This window comes from Sphingomonas phoenicis, assembly GCF_047238005.1.
Classification (GTDB): domain Bacteria; phylum Pseudomonadota; class Alphaproteobacteria; order Sphingomonadales; family Sphingomonadaceae; genus Sphingomonas.
In genome coordinates, this window is the sequence record NZ_JBDFMC010000002.1 from 1,206,397 (window position 1) to 1,223,464 (window position 17,068).

The 17,068-nt window shown below is 63.8% G+C and carries 17 protein-coding genes; 4 read left to right on the forward strand and 13 right to left on the reverse strand.

Going from position 1 to position 17,068, the window contains the following annotated elements:
- Positions 1–7 precede the first annotated feature (7 nt).
- The gene (locus ABC319_RS07005) at positions 8–592 is read left to right on the forward strand and encodes a serine O-acetyltransferase (RefSeq protein WP_413069528.1); all 585 of its coding nucleotides are present in this window, start codon (positions 8–10) and stop codon (positions 590–592) included.
- 76 nt (positions 593–668) lie between these two features.
- Here the strand turns inward: ABC319_RS07005 and ABC319_RS07010 are convergent, their stop codons facing one another.
- The 10 genes from ABC319_RS07010 to ABC319_RS07055 form a co-directional block, all read right to left on the reverse strand.
- On the reverse strand, positions 669–1,187 hold the full coding sequence (locus tag ABC319_RS07010) for a serine O-acetyltransferase (protein WP_413069529.1): 519 nt from the start codon (positions 1,185–1,187) through the stop codon (positions 669–671).
- A 5-nt stretch (positions 1,188–1,192) separates the two neighbouring features.
- Positions 1,193–2,182, reverse strand: coding sequence for a glycosyltransferase family 2 protein (locus ABC319_RS07015; RefSeq protein ID WP_413069530.1), 990 nt, complete (start codon positions 2,180–2,182; stop codon positions 1,193–1,195).
- On the reverse strand, positions 2,179–3,189 hold the full coding sequence (locus tag ABC319_RS07020; RefSeq protein ID WP_413069531.1) for a glycosyltransferase family 2 protein: 1,011 nt from the start codon (positions 3,187–3,189) through the stop codon (positions 2,179–2,181). Before ABC319_RS07020 ends, ABC319_RS07015 begins: the two co-directional genes overlap by 4 nt.
- Before the next feature lie 169 nt (positions 3,190–3,358).
- Positions 3,359–4,717 (reverse strand): oligosaccharide flippase family protein, encoded by a 1,359-nt coding sequence (locus ABC319_RS07025; protein WP_413069532.1) that lies wholly within the window; start codon positions 4,715–4,717, stop codon positions 3,359–3,361.
- Positions 4,718–4,730: 13 nt separating this feature from the next.
- Positions 4,731–5,924, reverse strand: a complete 1,194-nt coding sequence (locus tag ABC319_RS07030) for a glycosyltransferase family 4 protein (RefSeq protein WP_413069533.1) — start codon at positions 5,922–5,924, stop codon at positions 4,731–4,733.
- Between the two features lie 53 nt (positions 5,925–5,977).
- On the reverse strand, positions 5,978–6,964 hold the full coding sequence (locus tag ABC319_RS07035; protein ID WP_413069534.1) for a hypothetical protein: 987 nt from the start codon (positions 6,962–6,964) through the stop codon (positions 5,978–5,980).
- Entirely contained in the window at positions 6,961–7,734 is a 774-nt protein-coding gene (locus ABC319_RS07040; protein ID WP_413069535.1) for a CpsD/CapB family tyrosine-protein kinase, read from the reverse strand. Before ABC319_RS07040 ends, ABC319_RS07035 begins: the two co-directional genes overlap by 4 nt.
- A gap of 19 nt (positions 7,735–7,753) precedes the next feature.
- Positions 7,754–9,226, reverse strand: a complete 1,473-nt coding sequence (locus ABC319_RS07045) for a GumC family protein (protein ID WP_413069536.1) — start codon at positions 9,224–9,226, stop codon at positions 7,754–7,756.
- Positions 9,223–10,569, reverse strand: a complete 1,347-nt coding sequence (locus ABC319_RS07050; RefSeq protein ID WP_413069537.1) for a hypothetical protein — start codon at positions 10,567–10,569, stop codon at positions 9,223–9,225. The genes ABC319_RS07045 and ABC319_RS07050 overlap by 4 nt, the downstream gene beginning before the upstream one ends.
- A complete protein-coding gene (locus ABC319_RS07055) occupies positions 10,569–11,213 on the reverse strand; it encodes a polysaccharide biosynthesis/export family protein (protein ID WP_413069538.1) in 645 nt (214 codons plus the stop codon). Before ABC319_RS07055 ends, ABC319_RS07050 begins: the two co-directional genes overlap by 1 nt.
- A 264-nt stretch (positions 11,214–11,477) precedes the next feature.
- Here ABC319_RS07055 and ABC319_RS07060 point away from each other — a divergent pair, with 264 nt between their 5' ends.
- Together ABC319_RS07060 and ABC319_RS07065 are read left to right on the forward strand one after the other, a co-directional pair.
- On the forward strand, positions 11,478–12,956 hold the full coding sequence (locus ABC319_RS07060; protein WP_413069539.1) for a tetratricopeptide repeat protein: 1,479 nt from the start codon (positions 11,478–11,480) through the stop codon (positions 12,954–12,956).
- Between the two features lie 2 nt (positions 12,957–12,958).
- On the forward strand, positions 12,959–13,723 hold the full coding sequence (locus ABC319_RS07065) for a WecB/TagA/CpsF family glycosyltransferase (RefSeq protein WP_413069540.1): 765 nt from the start codon (positions 12,959–12,961) through the stop codon (positions 13,721–13,723).
- A 45-nt stretch (positions 13,724–13,768) separates the two neighbouring features.
- Here ABC319_RS07065 and ABC319_RS07070 read toward each other — a convergent pair whose 3' ends face one another.
- Complete coding sequence (locus ABC319_RS07070) at positions 13,769–14,575, reverse strand: EpsD family peptidyl-prolyl cis-trans isomerase (RefSeq protein ID WP_413069541.1); 807 nt, start codon at positions 14,573–14,575, stop codon at positions 13,769–13,771.
- Between the two features lie 131 nt (positions 14,576–14,706).
- On the opposite strand from ABC319_RS07070, the gene ABC319_RS07075 reads away from it, so the two are divergent.
- Positions 14,707–14,949 (forward strand): XrtV sorting system accessory protein, encoded by a 243-nt coding sequence (locus ABC319_RS07075; RefSeq protein WP_413069542.1) that lies wholly within the window; start codon positions 14,707–14,709, stop codon positions 14,947–14,949.
- Positions 14,950–14,994: 45 nt separating this feature from the next.
- On the opposite strand, the gene epsI is transcribed toward ABC319_RS07075, so the two are convergent.
- Positions 14,995–15,741, reverse strand: coding sequence for an exosortase-associated protein EpsI, V-type (gene epsI, locus ABC319_RS07080; RefSeq protein WP_413069543.1), 747 nt, complete (start codon positions 15,739–15,741; stop codon positions 14,995–14,997).
- Positions 15,738–16,724, reverse strand: a complete 987-nt coding sequence (gene xrtV, locus ABC319_RS07085; protein WP_413069544.1) for an exosortase V — start codon at positions 16,722–16,724, stop codon at positions 15,738–15,740. Before xrtV ends, epsI begins: the two co-directional genes overlap by 4 nt.
- Positions 16,725–17,068 lie beyond the last annotated feature (344 nt).

The window sequence follows — 17,068 nt, forward strand, 5'->3', positions numbered from 1 at the left end:
CTATGATATGCAGGATCCCGCGAAGAACGATGCCGTGATCGCGAAGGCAGGGGTCGTCAACGACTTACCAGCAGTTGCCGATGACGAACCTTTCGTGTCGGCCGTCACGCCCGACTGGACGCGCGAGGCGAAGGCTCCCGGCCAGTGGAATCCCTCGCGTTCATTACTGGCGTCGATCCGTGCGTACCAGGGTGCGCATGGGCCGCTGGGTCAGTTGCAAGGGCGCTGGGCCGTCCTGCGACATCGTTTCTGGTCGATGGTGACGGGCGCGGATATCCCGCTGACGGCGTTCATCGAGGGGGGTCTCTTGATGCCGCATCCAAATGGCATCGTGATCCACCCGGAGGCGGTGATCGGTCCCAACTGCCTTTTGCTCCAACAGGTGACGATCGCAGGTGGCAGGCAAGGAGCACCACGACTCGGCGGTCATGTCGATGTCGGCGCCGGGGCAAAGATCCTGGGCGCGGTTACCATCGGCGATCATGCGCGGATCGGTGCGAACGCGGTGGTGACCATCGATGTACCCGCCGGGGCGACCGCGGTCGGAGTGCCGGCCAGGATCGTCAAGCAACGAGTGGTTCGCGTCGACTGACGTTTGCCGTCAACAAGCTACGACTTCCCGGCCTGTCGAAATCGGCAGGACCCTCGGTCGGAGAGCTATCGAATTCTTACGGCCTCTGCCGGATAGTCGCCGGAACCCCGATCGCCAACGCGCCAGCGGGGACATCCGTAAGGACGACGGCATTCGCCCCGATTGCAGCACCTTGACCAACGGTCACCTTGCCCAGAATGACCGCTCCGGCGCCAACCTGAACGTCCGCGCAGAGAATCGGCGCATCGTCGAGCGAGCCGAGTCGCCGTATACCGAGCGTGCAGTTCTGGCGGATGATGCATCGATCGCCGATCACCGTGGCACCATGGATCACGATGCCGCCCTGATGTTCGATGATCACTCCCTGCCCGATCGTGCACGTATAGGGTAGTTCGATACCGTACACATTGCGGCAGTGGCGGAAGCCCCATTTGTACAGCGCCGACAAGGGACCGCGAAGCCATCGGGGCCTCACTCCCATGCGCCACACGCCGAAGCGGTAGATGGCGATCGCGCGAAATCCGGGGCGCGTCCAATCGCCCTGATGCGCACCGAGGTCGTTCCGGATCTGCTGGCACAACGCACGAAAGCTCATGACCGCTATCCTTCGGCGCCTTTGTACTCGATCAGTCCGGCACGGCTACCGGTCAGGCGCCGCCAGTGATATCGGAACGCCCCCTTCAACTGGGCGAACTTCCCGACGACGAGAAAAGAGCCCAGCATCCAGGCAAATGACGGCTCGAATCCCCGATCGCGCCGCATTCGGCTGGCGATCCGCGCTATTTGGATAGGATAGAGTGCAGCGAGGACCACACCTGCCGACCAGTGGATGAGGAAGAACGACAGCACGATGAGGACGGGCAGAGCGACTGCCCAGACCAGCATGCTCCGAACCTCCCGGCGCCAATGCGGATCGCCCTTCCTTCCGTGCCGCCACGCCAGTTCGGCGAACGCGTGGCCGCTGCGCTCTGTCCGGCGCCACCATTGGCCGAAGTGGGTGATCGCGGCATCGTGGCGCGTCATCTCCTGATCGATCCTTCGGATGCACCATCCGCTTTCCCGCAGCCGCTGGCACAGGTCGGGCTCCTCCCCGGCAATCATCTCGGGATTATATCCGCCGGCGGCATCGAGTGCCGATCGGCGAAACAAGGCATCACCTCCACACGACATCGCTAGACCGATCGGGACGTTCCACTCGTCGTCGCAAATCCGGTTATACACGCTGACCATGGGATATCGCTCCCGCCTGCGACCGAACACCACAGCCAGATTTGGCTCCGCCTCCAACGCTGCAACGGCGCTGGCCAACCAGCCGGCATCCAATTCACAATCGCCATCCACGACCTGAACATAGGTCACATCATCAGGGCGCAGCGAAGCAAGGCCAGCGTTGCGGGCCAGAGCCGCCGTAAACCGCGTCTCCTTCGGCAAGGTCACCACCTGAACCCCTTGCGACTCCGCGAAGGCCACGCTGCCGTCGGTCGATCCCGAATCCACATAGATGCGCTTTGCCGTCACGGGCAGTGAGCGCAAACAGGCCTTCAATCTCTCGCCCTCGTTTCGACCGATCGCGATGATCCCGATGCTCATCCGTTCACCACCCATGCCGGCGGCTCATCGAGCGGTCCGTCCCAGCGGCCGATCGCCGGCTGGTGATCGAACGGCGAAGGAGCGATGCCGGTTCGCTTCAGATCTGCCAGCTCGTCCGGCGCGTGCGCACTGTTCCTGCCCAGACCGGCCAACTCGCGCAGCCGCCACAACGCGTAACCAACCGTCCACGCGATCCCCGAGATCTTCGCGGCGCGCGGTCCATAAGCCAGAGCGAAGTAGCGCCGGCGCGACCGGAACCAGTAGTCCGGCAAACGACGCTGCGCACTGACGCCGTCGGCTACGCCGGTCGCGGCGCCGCCGACGTGGCGGACCCGGCTTTCCGGCACGAAACGGGCGCTCCATCCGGCGCTCGCCAACCGATGCATCAATTCCACTTCTTCGAAATAGAGAAAGAAGCCCTCGTCGAACAGGCCGCACTGGCGCAGCGCCTCGGTACGAAACAATACGCTGGCGCCGGTCACCCAATCGGCGGTCACGCCGTGATCGGCTTCGACGACCAGCGACGGCGTGCGGCTGAGCTGCTCCAGCAAGGGTGTATTGGCGCCGCGCAGGAATTCGTGCCTGATCGTCGGAAATCGAAATGCGGATCCCAGTAGACGGCCATCGGGCGCGATCAGACGGCTGCCGGCAGAGGCGGCTTCCGGATGCACACGCAGCGTCTCGACCAGACTGACCAACGCTCCCGGCTCGATCTCGGCGTCCGGATTGACGAGGTAGATGTACTCGGGTGGATGCGGCCGGGTCATCGCCCGGCGGATGGCCTGATTATTCGCCCAGCCAAAGCCGCCGTTGAAACCTAGCGATACGAATTTCGTCCACTCGACAAATTCTGGAGCTGCCAGTTGAGAAGTCAGTCGCTCGGCAGAACCGTCATCCGAACCTCCATCCACCACGATGGCGTCCAGCAGCGGCACGCGGTCCCGCTCGCGTGCCAGAGCCGCCAGACAATTTACCGTCAGGTCGGGAGTCCGATAGTTGACGATCACTGCCGTGATCCGGGTAGTTGCCATGGTCATACGGTCGCGTCGGGCTTCCGGATGGAGAGGAGTGTAATCGAGCAACCTGTGCATCTCGCGTCAGGCGCGAATAGTCGCAGCTCTCTTATACCTGCAATTGCCATGGATCCGTTACTCCCGCCAGCTTCTGCCTTCCCGCCTAGTGGATGCCCAGCACCAACCGACCAAGTTGGTCGGCAAAGTAGCCGGTAGCAACGCCGGCGGCGCCCGTCGCGAGGATGATCGTTTCCCAGCGGATGCTCAGCAATCCCAGCCGACGGAGAGCGAACCAGCCGAATATCTGGGCGACAACCTCAACCGTCCCGACCGCCCAAACGATCCCCAAAGGCCCCTTCAGATACCAGCCGATCGCCCCCCCGGCGAGGAGATAGGTCAGGCGGATCACATTGGTGAACAAGGTGAAGCGGGTTCGGCCGAGCACGATCATCAGTTCGTTGGCCGCGTAGTTTCCCATCGAGAAGAACGACGATATCGACATGATCCGCAGGAACAGGCCGGCGCTCGCATAGCGCGGATCATAAAGGATATCGATGACCGCGGGAGCGAACCCCACCAGTCCGCCCGCCGCAAAGGCGAAGAACAGCGTCGGGACGATACGATGATGGTAGTATTGATAGCCCAGCGTCTCCGGCGCCTCACGGCGAACCTGCGCCAGTAACGGGTACGTAATGCGAGCAGCATAGGAAGCCACCATCGACACTGGCGTTGCCGCCAGACCGGCAGCGATGACGTACAGACCGAGCGTTTCCAGCGGAAGCGCCTTCGTTAGGATCAGTTTGTCACTCTGCGTGATGATTAGCGTTAAAATCGTCGAACCGGTAATAAATCTCGAAAAACGCCACAGCTCAGACGCGCGTTCCCGCGAGAACCGCCACCGATGTCCCGAATTGTCATATAGAATATAGCTGAACACGATGCCCATCACCTGCCCAACCATATTCGAAATGATGATCGCCCAATAAGATCGCAACCAGGCCGCCAACGCTATCGAGATCAAAATCCCAAAAACCTGACTCCCGATGTCAATCGCGGTAAGCTTACGGAGCTTGCGGTTGCGCAACGCCACCATCGGCGCAAGCGATCCTAATCCATCAAGCACCGACCACAAACCGGCGACGGCGATCACCAGGTAAAGATCAGGCTTGTCGAGAAAATCAGCCGCTGGAATCGCGATGATGAACGTGACCAGCGACAAAGTGATACCGCGGACTAGTCGCAGCGTCCAAACCTCGTTGCGGAAATCGTTCTCGACGGTTCGCTCATGCCGTACCAGAAACGCGCTAATCCCGATGTCAGAGACCAGCCCGAGTGTAACAGATATGGAGGTAATTACCGCCACGACCGCGAACGCCTCCGCATTCAGCAGCCGCGTCAGGGTGACCGAACTGACGATCCGCATCAGGTTCTGAAAGATCATCAGCCAGATGATGAGGCTGGAATCGCTGACCATGCCGCGTTTGACCGCCTGCCAGGACGGTCGGGTCAGGGTAAGTGCCATGATAAACCCTTGATTAGCCGGCGGTCGTCTGCGCGATCGCGCGGCGGTAGACGTCTTGCCACCGCCCGAGAAGATCACGCCACCTGAACCCCAGATCCATTGCACGCCGATGCGCGCGTGCCGCAAGCGCCTCGGCCCGACCACCATCGGATCCCAGCTCGTTCATGGCAGCCGCCACACCCGCGACGACCTCATCCTGACCCGTCGGTGCGACCATGATTGCGTGCTCGGAACTCAACAACTCTTTGGGGCCGGCCCAGTCGACGCAGATGACAGGCAAGCCGAGCATCATCGCCTCCTGGAAGGCGATCCCGTTCGCTTCGGCGAGCGAGGGCAGCACCAGGCCGCGGTAATCGGCCAGTCGATCGTACAGCGCTTCCCCGGCCGGCAACCAGCCGATGAATGTTACGCGATCCTCGATCGACAGGTCGCGGGCAAGCGCTTCCAACGCAGCGCGCTCTTCGCCGTCTCCGATGATGTCGAGGGTGGTGCCCGGATCCGCCGCGGCGACCGCACGGATTGCAAGATCGCAGCCCTTGTAGGCGACCAGCCGCCCAAGTTGAACGAAGCGGCGATTGACGCCGCCGTGCGTGACCCTCGGCCGGTCGACCAGGCTGTCGGGGATCCCGCAGTCCAGCGTCGCAACCATCTGATCGCGCGAGCAACCGCCCAGCTCAAGCGCCTTCATGGTTCGCTCGCCGCCGGAGACGAGCAACAACGCTTCCCGCTTGCCGCGGAACAAGTGCCCCAGCACCGCCTGAAGCGGAGCCAGAATCCAGCGCCCGATCAGCTTGCCGCGTGGTTCCCGATCCCGGAAAGCAGGTGGGTGAGCAACATTGCCGTTGAGCGGTCCGATCACCACCGCCCTGCCCGGCAGGCGGAAATACGGCAGAACGGGCGAGATAGGTGACGTGTAATGCACGACATCGGGGCCGAAATCGGCCGCGACGGTTATTGTTCGCCGGTGCAGCTGCCATGCATTCAGCAGCCCCAAGAACGGCTTCAGCTTCATCCTGTGCAACAGCACCTGCGCTGGTCCGTCCTCGGTATAGTCGATCGCGAGGTCGGGATGATCGCGCTGCATCTCCGCCCGGACGCGGGCATGCGTCACCTGTCGAACGTCATGGCCAAGCGCCCGCAACTCAAGATGGATCTGAAGCGCCTTCAGTCCTTCACCGCCCATCCCTCGAGAAATGTTCGGCGCCACGAGCAGGATGCGCCGAACCTGATCGGCGTCGACGCCGTCCGGGGTAGCGGACATCAGCCACCCAGCAACGCGTACAGGCCGAGCTTGCGGGCCAAGGCACGCGTACGGATCTTGCGGTCGAACTTGGCTCGGGGATAGCCGACAAAGGGCCGAATCCCAGTCGGCGCCGTTACTGATCGCGGCGCGCTGAACACCCCCGCACCCTCGGCGTCGACGAGCCAGTTCTTCGCCACGCCGCCTGCGTGAAGGGCTTTGGTGCCGTTCAGGTCCAGCGTGCGCAGCGTCGCGACTCCGTCACGTCCCAACCGCCGCCGGATCCGGCTGGTGACCGAGTTGGCGAAGCAGTGCCACGCCTCGGCATTCAGGTAACCGCCGCCCATCCGTTCCGCCAGCGCAGCCCAGACGATCGATTCGACGTGCATGGATCGCGCATGCGGCCTCGTGTCCAACGTCTGCAGCAACTCTTCCAGCAGGTCGAACGGCAGCGGCGCACGATATTGGCAAACGCCGATGTCGGTGTGGTCGGCCATCGCCACATCCTTGGCATAGGCTTCCAGCACCAGCGCCTCGGGCAAGAGGCAGTTGGGCCGCTGCCACATCAGCAGCAAGCCGTCGGCCGGCGTCGGTTCGAAACGAAACCGATTGGGGAAATACACGTCCGGATCGATGATGACGGCTTCTTCACCGGGCAAAGCATAGAGCACCGGGTCAGTGATCTTGCGCCAGCAGGGATGTCCGCCGCGGAACCGGCGGATCGCGGGATAGTCCCGGAACTGCTCTTCTGCGCGCCGATCCGCGTCCGTCTGATCATACACGGTCAAGCCGTGAACCGTACCCTCAGCCAACGGCGTGAATGCGGCACGTAGCACCTCGGCATCTGCGGGTGCGTCGGTCAGGACGGTAAGATCGAGCGGTTCGTCAGCGTTGGCGAAAAGGCTGCCGATACACGCCTGTGCATAGCGGAGCGAGCGCACACCCATGACACAATAGATTTTGCGCGCAGCATTCTCGTCGCGCATGGCCGTCAACGTGTCAGTCAATTGTAGTAGTCCGCGTAACCGCTCGTCTTGCCATAGCCGTAGCCATAGTCGCCGCCGGCGAAGCCCTTGACATAGTTGTTGAGGACGGTGCCGAAACATCTTACCGACTTCATCAGGCGCATTGAGTCTCGCACCTGCTTTGCAGTGGTCACTCCGTCTTCCACGACCAGAATGTATCCGTCGATCAGTTCGCCGACGATCATCGCATCGTCGTTCGCGAATACCGGCGGCAGATCCAGCAGCACCACTGCCGGATCGGGCAATGCCCGTGCCGCGCCGATCAGATCCTGAAAACGATTGCTGGCCAGCAATTCGGACGACATGACGCGTCTCACCGCCGCCGGATAGATGGTAAGCTGCTGACCCTCGACCCCCCATGCCAGATCGGCGAGATCATCGGTTCTCCCCGCCAGATACTCGGTCAGGCCCTGCTCCACGGGAAGGTTGTACCGTTCCGCGACCGACCCACGACGCAGGTCGAGGTCCATCAGCACGGTCTGCATTTCCGGCAGTCGCGCGAGCGAGGCGGCGAGATTGCACGCCACGAACGTCTTGCCGACACGCGGGGTAGCGGACGTGACGCCGATCACCCGTACGCCGCTGGACACGAGACGGACAACCTGGGTTCTGAGCAGGTTGAACGAGCGCGACCGCTCGTCCCGGCTGCGGAAACCGACGATCGCCTCGCCCAGTGCATCGGGTGCGATGAAATGCCGCGGCGTTGTGCTGATCGTCATCTCACTGGTCCGGGCAACGGTCTGATAGTTCATCGACGTTCAGCTTCCTGTCTTAGCCTGTGGTCGCCACAGCAGCCGCATCCTTGCGGCGGAAGGGCCACCTGAACCATTTGCGCTGCTTTACCGGCGCTTTCGTTGACGACAGCTTAGGAACGATGACCAGCGGTGGTTCGCCGGTAAGCGCCTGCAAGGGCCCCACCCCGCGAATCGGGCGGGCGATCAGTTCCAGCAGCAGCACGATCGCCATACCCAATCCACCACCGGCGGCAACACCACCCGCCAGCAGCACGGGTCGGTTGGGCGAGTTGGGACGGTCGGGCGCGACCGGCGGATCGATGACGGTCAGGCGCTCGCCGCGCTGCTGCTCGCTGATCCGCGCGGTTCCCTTCGCGCCGATGAGGTTGGTCTGGATGGTCTGATAATTGGTGCGGAGCCCTTCCGCCTTGGCCTGCAACTGGGCGATCTGCTCCTGCACGGCCGGACCCCTGGCCTGCGCCGCGGCGACGGCACTGGTGCGGGCCTGCTCGTTATTCTGTGCTGCCTCCAGATTCGCGATCGCCGCGGCGTTCGACGACATCTGGTTGCGGATGGTCGAGCCGGCGTTGAACCGGGTCTGGTTCTGCTGGGCGAACTTGCGCGCCTCCACCAGACGTAGCTCGGCAGAGCGGACGTCGGGATGGTTGTCCGAATAGACCGCCTTTGCGCCGGCCAGAGCTGCCTCCGCGCTGATCACGGCAGGATCGCGGTCGGTTGCCGTCGCCTGCTGGTTCAGCGCCTGTTGCAGCTGCTGGTTCTCGCGGCGCAGTGTCGCGATCTGGGCCTGATAATTACCGCCGCTCGAGCCCATGAAGATCGTGCCGCTGCTCGACAATGCCATGCCGTTCGCCAGCTTGATCGTCTCGACCTGGCGCTCGATGGCATTGATCTGGCCGGTAAGGCTGTTGGCCTGCTCCTGCAGGAACTCGACCGTTCCCGTCGCCTGCTCGGCCGTTTGCGTCGCGTCCAGCTTGACCAGCCGTTCGACGAAATCCTGCGCGACGATCTGCGCCTTCTGCGCCTCTGGATAGTCGAAGGTCAGCGAGAAGGCGATGGTGTTGGAGCCGGTTCCGCTGCCGATGTCGGCCGATACGGGCGAGATGCTGGTCGCACCGCGCATATGATCGAGCACTTCGGACAGCGGCTTCTTCTGCCGTTCCTCGGCGTACAGATTGTTGCTCTCGATCAGCTCGATAAGGTCAGGGCGGCTGAGGATCTGCTGCCGGATCTTGGCGATGCGGCGATCGATCATGCTGGTCGGCTGAGCCCCCAGAAGTTCGTTCGGCAACTGGGGCGACTCGACCAGCATCGTCGCGGACGAGCGATAGCTCGGTGGCATCAGGAACGCCGCCGCGCCGCCCAGCGCGGTTCCGACCACCAACGGCGTGATGATCCACCATTTGCGCTGCCACAAAATGGTCGGGATATAGGCGATCAGGCCCCCGCCCTCGCCTTCATTGTCCATGTCCTGCGCGTAGCCATCGTTCATCGGTTTGGACCCAGAAAGACCGAGATGCCTAGGCGGCCAGTTACATCACCCGGCACGTCGCCGCCGGCAAAACCGTTGGGCGCAAGATTGCCGATCCCGCCGGCACTGCGATAACTCACAGAGGCGACTGCGGAGAATATGCGGCCGAGCCGGCGTTGCACGGAAGCGTCGCCGTTGAAATAGTTCTGGCTGCCGATCGCCTGATCGGGAAAAACATCGCTCTGCGTTCCGCCGATCCGCACGTAGTTCGCGGAGAGGCTTGCGTTGGTGACCGCATCGACCCGGTACCCGACATTGGCGCCAAGGCTGTTCTGCACCCGGACACCGCCGAATCCAGTGGGGCTGGGCGTACGCGAGCCAACGATGCACCCCTGCAACCGGTCTCCCGAACGGCAGAGCGACCCGTCGACGGACACGATCACGTTCGTGCCGCCGGTGTCGCGCGTGATGCCGGCACCGATACCGCCGGAGAAGTTCAGCCGCTCGGACAATGTGCGGGAGTAGGTGATGCGGGGCGTATAAATCTCGGAATCAAAGCCGCGCGCATACTCGACATGACTGGCGCTCAGCTGCAAACCGACCGACGACCGCTCGGACAGGGCGCGGGTATAGCCCATGTTCGCGCTGTACGTGCGGAAATTGGAGGCGAAGATATTCTGCTCGCCCAAATTGTCGGACTGATCCGGATAGGATGATCGCTGGACGGAAATACCGGCGTTCCAGGTCGATCGCGCATCGGGCACGTACGATCCGTTCAGCCCTGCGGACAGCGCATTGCGGCGCTGACGCAGGCCGAACAACCCCACATCACCGTTCACCACCGGATCGAACGGTGTGGTCACGACCGGGGTCGTCACCACCGGCGTGGTCACAACAGGTGACGTACCGAGGTCGCCGCCGACCGGCGTCGAGGGCAGACCCACGACTGGAGGGGTTCCTACCGGACTGATCGGGCTGATGAACCCGTTCTGCGCGCCCAGTATCTGGCTGTCGAAAGATGCGGTGATCCCCAACGAAGTCCTGGGATTGGGCCGCGTACCGGCAGACAAGGACACGCCGTACCCGTTGTTGCTGCCATAGTTGGTCAGATAATCGGCGCGGTTGTAGTTCGCGCTGATCACTGCTTCGTTGGTTCCCTCGATCAGCTGCACGGATGGCCGCACATCCAGCTGGACCGATGCCGAGTCCTCCCCCTCGACCGACAGGAACGGATTGGTCGAATAGGCGCCACCCACCGTGGCCGACAGGGAAGGGATAGTAGTTACCTGGGCAACCGCCGCCCCGCAGGGCACGAGCATCGCGGCACTGCCCAACATGATGCCGAGCGAAGCAGATGCGCGCATCACGGCACCACCACGGTGTCGCCGCTCTGCAATTCGAGCAGGCCGGCAAGATCGCGGGCGCTAGGGTTACCCTTGATCGCGTCGGACAGGCGCACCTTGATCGGGGTCAACCCCGCACCCTGCTTGCGCAGGATGACGATGTCGTTGGTGTTGGCGAACTCGGTGGGTCCGCCCGCCAGGAACAACGCCTCGAGCACGTTGACATAGCGCCCGGGCGTCAGCGTGCCGGGCGAGCGTACCTTGCCGATCACCGATACCTGGAACCCCGACGGCGTCCGGATCGAGACCGTGACCTGCGGCACCTGGTCGCGGAACTGGCTGGCCAGACCGCGGGATATCGCCGCTTCCAGTTCGGAGGGCAGCTTGCCCGCAGCCTCGATACGTCCGGCAAGCGGGAACGAGAAGGTGCCGTCGGGCAGGACACGCATCGATCGCTGCAGCCGCTCCTCACCCCAGACATACACCTCGATCTCGTCACCGGGATTGACGCGATAAGGCGGCAGCGCGGCAGTACGCGTCGCCATGGCAGCCGGACCGGCGTTCTGCCCCGTCGACGCTGCCTTCTGGGCGACCGCGGGCACGCCACAGAACACCGATGCCGTCGCGCCGGCCATGGCCAGCGCCCGCACCAAGACCATCTTCATCTTATCCAATCCCCCAGCAACGCTGCGCATCGGGCTTGCCTTAATCGCAGAACCTTGAAAAAGCCATACTGACCGGCGGCTTCGCGACCGCCACCGCATTGTCTTCTCCCGCTTCTGTCATAGGTGTTTCGAGACTTGCCGAGCAACGGATCGACCGGCGTACGAACCATTCGACGGGAAATCGCAAGGGCAGCGGCGTTGTTGCTGGTGGCCGGACCGATCCTGGCCGGCTGCAAATCGTCGGCCGAACGTGCGGCAGAGGCCATGAATCAGGGCCAGCAGCTTGCCGCCGCCGGGCAGTACGGCCCCGCCCAGATGCAGTTCGACTTGGCCGTTCAGGCCAGGGACGACCTGCCCGAACTCTGGATGATGCGCGCGCGCAACCAGGTCGCGTTGCAGGATTATGCTGGCGCCTTCACGTCCTATCGCAATGCGCTGGATCAGGATCGTTCCAATCGCGAGGCGCTGGACGCGCTGGCCCAGTTGGCGCTTGCCTCCGGCCGGATCGACGATGCCCGCGACTATGCCGAACAGATCCTGGGCTTGGCGCCCGAGGATCCGATGGCACAATTGATCCTCGCGACAGTCGCATTTCGCACCGGCCGCTACGATACGGCAGCGGCAGGCGTGGCGAAGCTGCTGGCCAGTTCGCCGGACAACGAGCGCGCGTTGGTGCTGTCCAGCCGGCTCGAACAGCGCCGGGATCGCTTCGCCCAGGCACTTGCCATCGTCGAGCCGATCTTCAAGGCGAATGGCGGCAGTGACGAGACGCGACAGCAGCTGACCGATTTATACGGCCAGCTCGCCGATGGCCCCGGTCTGTTGGCGGTCGCTCGTCGGGATGCGGCCGATCGGCCGCAGGATGCCGTGGCCCAACGCACGTTCGCCAAGCAGCTGGCTGTCGCCGGCCAGCTGGGGGAGGCGGTGGTCGCTCTGGATGCAGCGCACAAGATCGCGCCCGGCGATGCCAGCCGGGCGTTGACGGTACGAGCACTGGCCGATGCGGACGCGGATCCGGCTGCCGCAGCGAAGGCGCTGGGCACACTCGGCTCGCCACAACCCGATCTCGTGCTCGCCATCGCCGAGCATGCGATTGCCCGCGGCGCCTATCCCGTAGCGGCATCGCTCCTGACCGGCGAAACAGCCACCGACGCCGCAACGGCGCTCGATCGAGCAGGCGCGCTCGCCTTCGTGGCCGCAAGCTTGGGCCGGATGAGCCAGGCACGCCAGATCGCAGACGCGACACTGGCGAAGGACAAGGGTCAATCATATGCGCTGATGGCGCGCGCCCTGGTGTCACTGGCGGCTGGCAACGGCGATGCCGCGCTCCGCGATGGGCGCAGCGTGGTCGGCGACAACCAGCAGTTTGCCGCAGGCTACACGGTTCTGGCGAAGGTGCTCGCAAGCCGGGGCGACCGTTTGCTCGCGGAAAAGTCGTTCTTCGATGCGGTGAACGCGGACCGGGACGATCCACTCGCCCTGCGTCAGCTCGTCATCCTGCTGAGATCGCGCGGCCGTTTGGACGACGCGCAGAACTACATGCGGTCCTACACCATCCATCATCCCGCATCGGTCTTCGGCTGGACGGTACGCCGGGACGTATGCCGGCGGATGGACAATGCAGCCTGCACCCAGCGCGCCACCGCCCTGATCGCTCGCCTCCACGGTGCCAAGACACCGATGCCACCAGTACCCCCGGACGAGCGGATCGGCGAGCTGGACTATCGGGACGGGGACATCTGACGGTGACGAATGACCGCGCACGCTTCCTCGGCCTCGATTTCGACCTTCTCGACCGGGATCAGGTGCTGAATGCACTGGACGAGCGCCATCCCGCCCTGCCCTTCGCCTATTGGGTCACGCCGAACGTCGACCATGTCGTCCGACTTCACGACGATCGGTCGGACGATCGGGACGGGATCTGGCAGGCCTATCGCGATGCCGCGCTGTGCAGTTGCGACAGCCGCATCCTGGCCGCGATCGCCCGGCGCCAGGGGATCCGGCTGCCGGTCGCGCCAGGCAGCGACATGACGCAGCTGGTCCTCGATGAGCGGTGTCGGCCCGGCGACCGGATTGCGGTTATCGGCGGGACTCCCGCCACACGGGCTGCATTGGCCGCGCGGTACCCACTACTCGACATCGTGCAGCATCTGCCCCCTATGGGCATGCGGCGGAACCAGGCGGCCATGGATGCCGCCGCCGCTTTCGCCGCAGAGGCAGGCGCCCGTTTCACCTTCCTGGCTGTCGGCTCGCCTCAGCAGGAGTTGCTGGCCCAGCATATACGCAGACGTGGCGATGCGACCGGCATGGGCCTGTGTATCGGCGCGGCGATCGAGTTCGTTGTCGGGGAGAGCAAGCGTGCGCCGAAACTGGTCCAGCGCATGCACCTGGAATGGGCATTCCGACTGTTGGCCGACCCGCGCCGCTTATGGCGACGCTATCTGGTAACCGGCCCGCGCATCTTCTCGCTCGCCCGGTCGCAGAGGCGGCGGAACCCGTCCCACACCTGACAGGCGCCGGACGGGTTCATCGTCACCCGTTGACGATGAGAGCGATCAGCTCTTCGCCTTCGCGGCGGCATCGGCCTTCGGCGCGAAACCGGGCTGATAATCGATCTTTGCGGCGTCGCGAGCCTGCTTGATCTGCTTCTGCGCGATGTCGGTCACCGCGTTCTTGCGGATCAGCTCGGCAGCGATCTGGCGAGCCTGATCGCCTGCGATCGGCGCGTCCTGCTTGCCGCCGACGGTGCTGACGACGACGTTGCCGCCGCTGGAGATCACGAACGGCTCGCCGGCGGGCAGCGCCATGACCTGTTTCAGCAGCTCGGGCGGGGTCGCGACGGTGTCGAGCTTGCCCTGTTGACGCTGGAACTGGATGTTCATGGTCTGAAGACGCTTCGCCACCGCGTCGAGCGTGTGGTCGGCTTCGAACGCCTTCAGGCGATTGCGGTCCTCGGGCATCGGAAAGATGATCTGGTCGAGCGAGTAGATCGCCCGCTGTGCGAACATCTGCGGGTTCTGGGCGATGAACCGGTCCATGTCCGCCGCGGTCGGCGTGGGCACGTTCTTGGTGACCTGCTGCCCCAGCATCTCGATCATGACCTGATCGTCCATCCGCCGCTCACGCTGGAGGAAGTCGGGATCCTTGTCGATTCCACGATCGCGCGCCTGCTGCACCAGCAGCTTGCGATTGATCAGATTCTGCAACGCCTGGGCGCGGATGACCTCCTTGTCGCCGCCGTTGGGCGCGCCCTTCAGCTCGCCATTCAGCTCGGAGAGGGAAATCTCCTCACCGTTCACCACGGCCACGACCTGACCGGTGGCGGACCGCTTGCAGCCGCCGACGGCCAGCGCCGACGCCATCAGCAGGATCGTTAATGATTTTGATCGCATAACAGTCTTTCACTCCTAACGAACGTCCATTACCGGGGGCGGGGCCGGTGATCACGCAGCCCCGCATCGAGACTTGACGGCAGCTTTAAAGGAAACACGTGATGGAGACTATCTACGATTGGATCACGGTGGCCTTTTTTGCCGGCCTGGTAGTGCTACTGCTCCAGCGATCCGTCGGCCCCGAAGAGAAGCAGGACTCGATGCTTCACTACATCGTGCCGGCCGGCGGCTGCGCGGTGACGAATTATCTGGGCAATAATGGGTATGACATTTTCGCCGTCCTCGTATTCGTCGGTATCATCGCCTATACCTTCTACTTCCTTAAGCCGTTCGCTCGCGCCTGACGGTCGAGGACAAGGACCGGCCCCTCACCAGCGCTGGTTCTGGCCTCAGTGCGGACCGATCAACATGGTCCGCCCCGCCTTTCCTGCGGTAGCGACCATGTCGCGAATGAAGTCCGACAGTGTTCTAAGCCCCTCATCGCGGTCGTTGCCGATCACGGACACCCGCGCGAGCAGACCATCGGGGATAAAGCCCTGGAGATTGGCCTTCGCCATCTGCAGCCGCTGATCGAACCACCGCTCAGGCATGGCATCACCGACCCGCGTCCAGTAGAGGATATACTCACGCCGGGCGCCGCGATCGGCGGTCAGAAAACGGCACGGGATCGCGAACCCGTCGTTGATCCGGACTTCGGCCGCGACGTTTTCGAGGATCGAGAACCCGGCGGCCGGATAGCAGACCTCTGGCCGGTGAACCTGCAGGCGTCCTTCCTGAACGCTGCTGTATGCCAACACCATCATGACCGGGCCGACATCGCCCTTGACGTAGTTGCGGGTCAGCAACTGCTCGTACAGCGTCCGCGACAGCTGGTCCTCGGGCGGCAGCACCAGCCCCGATTCGGACAGGTAGCGCCAGGGTCCCAGCTTGTGCGGGAACAGCTTGTCGAACTTGGCGTCGGTCAGCCGAGGTACGCTGCGGCTAGGAACGTACAGCTCCGACACCAGCACGGTCGCGGCGACCGACAGACCGATGATCATCTTGCGGCGGGACAGCAGGTCCGGCCCCTGTCCGGCGCCGTCGGCCGACGCCCCCGGAGTGATCGACATGGCCGGGCCGATTCCCGATGCGCTCATGATTTCATCCATCCCATGCGATGCCCGATGACCGTGAAGATCTTGTCGACCAGGAAGATGGTGAGCACCGACACGACGAACATGAACAAACCGGCGGCCTCGTGCAGGAAGCCCTGTGCCACCGCTTCGCCGGCATAATAGGTGAGCAGCACCAGGATCAGTACGCGCAGGAAGTTGGCGAACACCGCGATCGGGAAGATCAGCGTGACCAGCAGCAGCGTGTACCGCCAGCTCGCGTTGTGGCGGAGATAGACGTAGAAACTGCCGATCGCGGTCAGGCTGATCAGCGAGTTCAGCCCCGCGCATGCCGCCGCGATCAGCAGTTCGAACTGACCGATATAGATGCTGACGCCCGAGGTGGCGACCGGATAGCCCAGGGCCCCGAGCAGACCGACGACACTCTTCGAGATGTGCAGCTTGACGGGCTGGGTCGCGATGTCGACGAACGTATCGGGAATAGGGATCAGGAACAGCGAGTAGAGGATAGGAAACCAGAGGACCGCCAGCACCCGCTTGCCCCCCACCGCATACAGGATGGCGACCAGGGACAGATAGGCGGCCAGTCCGCGCACCTCGAGCAGGCCGGTGATCCGGGCCGCGGCGTAGAGCATCAGCCCCGGCGCCAGCGCCAGCGCCGCACGCCACGCAGGCGGCGGACTCATCGCTGTCACTGCCTGCTTGGCGCTGAGGGCGAACAACCAGATCGCGGTGGCGAAGACGATCGGCGCATGCGCCGCCTGATCGGTGCCCCAACCGCGCGAGGCCAGATCGAACAGGGTCGGACCGGCCAGCGCCCCGATGCCCAGCCAAAAGATCGGCGCGCGCAGAAAGGCGAACCAGGCCGCCTCGAACGCGACGATCCAGGGATTACGCGACGACGCCGGTCCGGGTGCCGGGCCACTCGGGAGCGGCGATCCGCTTGCCGGCTCCGGAACCCATTCGGGCTCGCGCGTCGGACCGGATGATGAAACGCTCAAATCCATGATGGCGCCACGCCTAGGTTCCAAAGGTTAAGGGCCCGCAAAGGCCGTTGCCGCGCACGGGATACCAAGCACCAGCACCGATATGGCCCACCATCCTGACGACGGCGCAGCCGCGATCCGGCTGGCCGAGCCCGGCTGGCGATCGATGCGCCATCATCAGGTTGTCCGAACACCCTCTCGTTCTTCGGCTATTATCCGGCCAACCGGCTTTTTGCAACGGTCGCCGCCGTGCCGCAACCTATCTGGCCATTACGCGTTGCAGGCGCCCTTCAACGCTGCCACTAGGCATGATCAGGAAGGCGGGGTCATGGCGCAGCGATACGAAACCATCCGGGGACGTGCTC